Genomic DNA, 3,390 nt, shown 5'->3' with positions numbered 1-3,390 from the left:
CAACCAAAGTACACTATGCCACCCTCGTTATTGATGCTGCTTGCCGTGCGATTTTTCTAACGATATGCAAGAACAACAGCATATTACAGTGCCATAATGACGTGTGACAAGCACCGAAACAGCGCAACCAGGGAGGAAGGCCCTGTCGCGAAGCGACACGTACGGCGCTTTGCTCTCGGATTACGGGTAACACAGGTGGCGATATTGCCCGTGCGATTCTATTTTTCGAGGTCGGTCAGGGGGCCATATTCGGGATTGCCGAACATCAGTGGCCTTTCCAGTGTCTGGTACAGATCGTCCGGCGATATGACCATTTGGCCGACGTCGCGTGCCCAAGGCGAGAGCGACAAATTCGACCTCACCTGCGTGTCCTTCGTCAGCAGCGTGCTTAAGGGAACCGACATAAAGATTCCTTTGTCGCGATAAGGATCGTCTGGACTACCTGGTGTCGTTATGTCGTCGCCGTTGGTAACAGTGTACCAGGCACCGACCTCCACGCCGGACCGGAAGCGTCGTTTGAGCTCGAACCGAATACCATCATCATCGGCCAAAAATCGGCCGGCCCGCGCGGTAGTAGTCAGCCCCAGGGCTGGAAACCGATAGTGAAAAGCGCTTAACACCGTAACGACTGAATAGTCGATGAACTCAAAGCTATCATCTGGATCTCGCTGCTTGAGCGAATCCACGCTGAGATCAATGGCCCAATTTCCTCTTTTTGGCAGGTACAATATCTGGCCACCGAAACCTCCGAACATCTCCTCATAGTATCCGGCCGATAATCTAGCATAGACCCGCTGCCGAGGATGGAAATATTGATTAAACAGAAGAGTATCCAGCCTCAAGTCATCTCCTTGTTTATAGAGCGCCACATCAGAGCGTACGTGAGGTAACACACTGTTTGAAGGTTGTGTTACGTCACTAACATCTTCAAAGAGCGTCAATCTGGCGGAAGTGTTGAAGAAGAAACCCCTACCAAAGTGTTTGCTGTACTTAGCGAGGGAAAAAGTATCGAACTTAAAGGCTCCACTAGGGTCATTGAAAAAGAAACGCAGATTAAAGGGAATGAGCTCAAAACCAGAGAGAAAAGCGTCCTGTCTTCTGACAAGTAGGATATGTCCCTCTTCACCAATTATGGTCTTAATTTTGCGATCGCTGGCGTCGACATTGTCGAGAATCACAGCGCCGTGGTTGACAGACTGGTCAGCATGTTCGGGAGAACTGTAGACAATTTCAACGGATTCGGCTAATCGCTGTTGAGAGACAAGGCCATCGAAATAGTACTGGAGCAGATAGGTATCCTTAAACGTATAAGTCAGCACGGGTAAGTCGTTAACGGTGTATGTGATTCGGATAGAATCGATATCTCGCGGGCCCAACAGGAAAATAGTTCTGGCCGCGCGCCCGACTGCCCGACTCATCAGTGAGATACGCGAGTGGGTTAGGTTTGCTTCAAGGGTACTACCTTTTAGGCTAAGTTGGACATTCTTATAACCTTGCCTTTGTAAAGCCCGAACTAGGTCGAGAGGGTATCCTATATTGCTCCGCCATTCACTCATTGTTGGCCGCGATGTAACTTTGGTATAAGGCGCGGGCTCATTTGTATTCGGAACGAATTCCCGCACTGTTAGGGGAATCGAGGCATAAATATTTGCCCCGACTACGTCACTCTGGAAAGATAGCTGCGTTCCAAACCAGCGAGATTTGTATTCGAATGCGTAAGTCGGGCCTCCCTCGCGCTCGTCGGCGCCCGATGTGCTTGCTTGAAAGTCATTCTCGTAGTCATTGGCATCATATTCCACGACAAAACCGAGTTTTTTGTTCCACGATGGTCGGTAACGTAGGCCGCCGAACCCCCCGTCAATGCGTTGATCGCCGTAACCTAGCGTGACGTCGAAATCACCAAACTGTTTACTCAAGGCGATGAACTTGGCGGAAAATAGTTGCGTACCGGTGAAGTCCTGAGTGCCGATACTTATGGCAGGGCGATAGCGTGATTCGCGTAACATGAGCAACTTTGCGTCAAACGCTTTATCTTTAAAGTCCCCAAAATCATCGTTGTCTTCAAATCCGCGAACCCTATCGATTTCGGTATACCGGCCTGACAGTTCGAAGCGCGGCAGCAGGGTAATGCTGCTCCAAAGCCGTGTATAAGGATCAAAGGCGCTAAGACCGAAACGCAAGGTGCCCTCTTCTTCTATTCTCGCACTCGGCATATTGATCAGGCCCGTCTGGCCAAGGGTGCTAGGTTCAGCTGAGGCGTTCTTAGTCAAAAGCAGTGCGAACAGCGGGACAAGTAGCGTGAGATATACGTGGCGGGGTCTATAGGACTCTGGGGTTGCCGCAGGCGTTCTGCCCAGCGTCGTTAAACCTTTGAATCGCATTTGAGAGCGGATGCGCCGGGATTCCTGCTGTTTCGACTTTGCTCGTTATCGTTATTCGGAGGCCGATATAGATTACCGAGGCTTGGGGCAACAAAGCAACGCCTTAACGGATTACATCAGGCGATGTGACTTGCCGAGTTGGACTCGACCGTGTAGAGGTCTTGTCCAGCGCCATGCATCCTTTGGGGCGACACCTACCGGACACGCCCGCAGCGATGACCCGAGATGATCAGTCACGCTGGTTACGATCACACGGGGGACTTCAGATCGGGCTCACCGCTACCGACGAGCGCTACTGAGCAACGGCACCATTTGGGCTACCCTCTGCTGCGGCGGGTATTAATCTGATGGAATGTGCGCAGGCGTACTGGAGGAACTGCTGCCACTACTACCTGCGGCTGCGAACACGGCGGCAATAATCGCACCCATCGTTACTTTTGAGAGCTTCTTCTTTGGTTTATAATCGGGCTCGTATGTTGGTTCTTCCGTGGCGGCTCCTGGTTCCGCCTCAGCCGCGGCGACTTCGGGCGCAGCCGCAGGCACTCCAGGGGGAACATCCGTCATGGTTTCGCCGGGTTGGGGGGCGCCGATTGCCTGTGCATAGTATGGCCCGATCTGCCTGAGCGTATTCACGCCTCCGTTGCACAGGCTTGGTTCCTGAAGCGTGAATGCTGTATTTTCTGCTAGTCGCGTAACACAACCGTCAACCTGAGCGACGACCGCGCTCCCACCCTGCAGTGTCAACACGCGGTCTCCGAGCTTCAACAGCATGCCGGGCTGGGCTAATTCGTACCCGTTGCCAGCGTTGACCAGTACCTTCCCCTGCATTTCTGTGAGAGACCCAGCCAGTGTTTCGGCGCGAGCCGTCGTGCCGAAGGCGATAGCTGCCGATGCAAGCACGCAAGCGCATAGGTTGATTGCTCGTGTCATGATTTTCTCTCCTTCGCCCATCGTGTTGATGATGTATCTAACGACATGGCTGTGCACCCTGGCGTTTTCGGCCACAGTA

At 52.6% G+C, this 3,390-nt stretch carries 3 protein-coding genes; 1 reads left to right on the top strand and 2 read right to left on the bottom strand.

The genetic code is table 11. The annotated features are described in order from the left end of the window. Positions 1-218: 218 nt before the first annotated feature. Positions 219-2,381 (bottom strand): YjbH domain-containing protein, encoded by a 2,163-nt coding sequence (locus tag O6944_03725; protein MCZ6718251.1) that lies wholly within the window; start codon positions 2,379-2,381, stop codon positions 219-221. Positions 2,382-2,506: 125 nt separating this feature from the next. Between O6944_03725 and O6944_03720 the strand changes: the two genes are divergently transcribed. Beyond that, a complete protein-coding gene (locus tag O6944_03720) occupies positions 2,507-2,680 on the top strand; it encodes a hypothetical protein (GenBank protein MCZ6718250.1) in 174 nt (57 codons plus the stop codon). A gap of 40 nt (positions 2,681-2,720) precedes the next feature. Here O6944_03720 and O6944_03715 read toward each other — a convergent pair. Further along, positions 2,721-3,390: hypothetical protein (locus O6944_03715; GenBank protein ID MCZ6718249.1), on the bottom strand; the 670-nt coding region annotated here is incomplete at its 5' end.

Source organism: Gammaproteobacteria bacterium (genome assembly GCA_027296625.1).
In the GTDB taxonomy this organism is placed as follows: Bacteria; Pseudomonadota; Gammaproteobacteria; order JAKEHO01; family JAKEHO01; genus JAKEHO01.
Note: the sequence above shows the minus strand (reverse complement) of the source record. Positions and strands in the feature narration are given on the sequence as shown.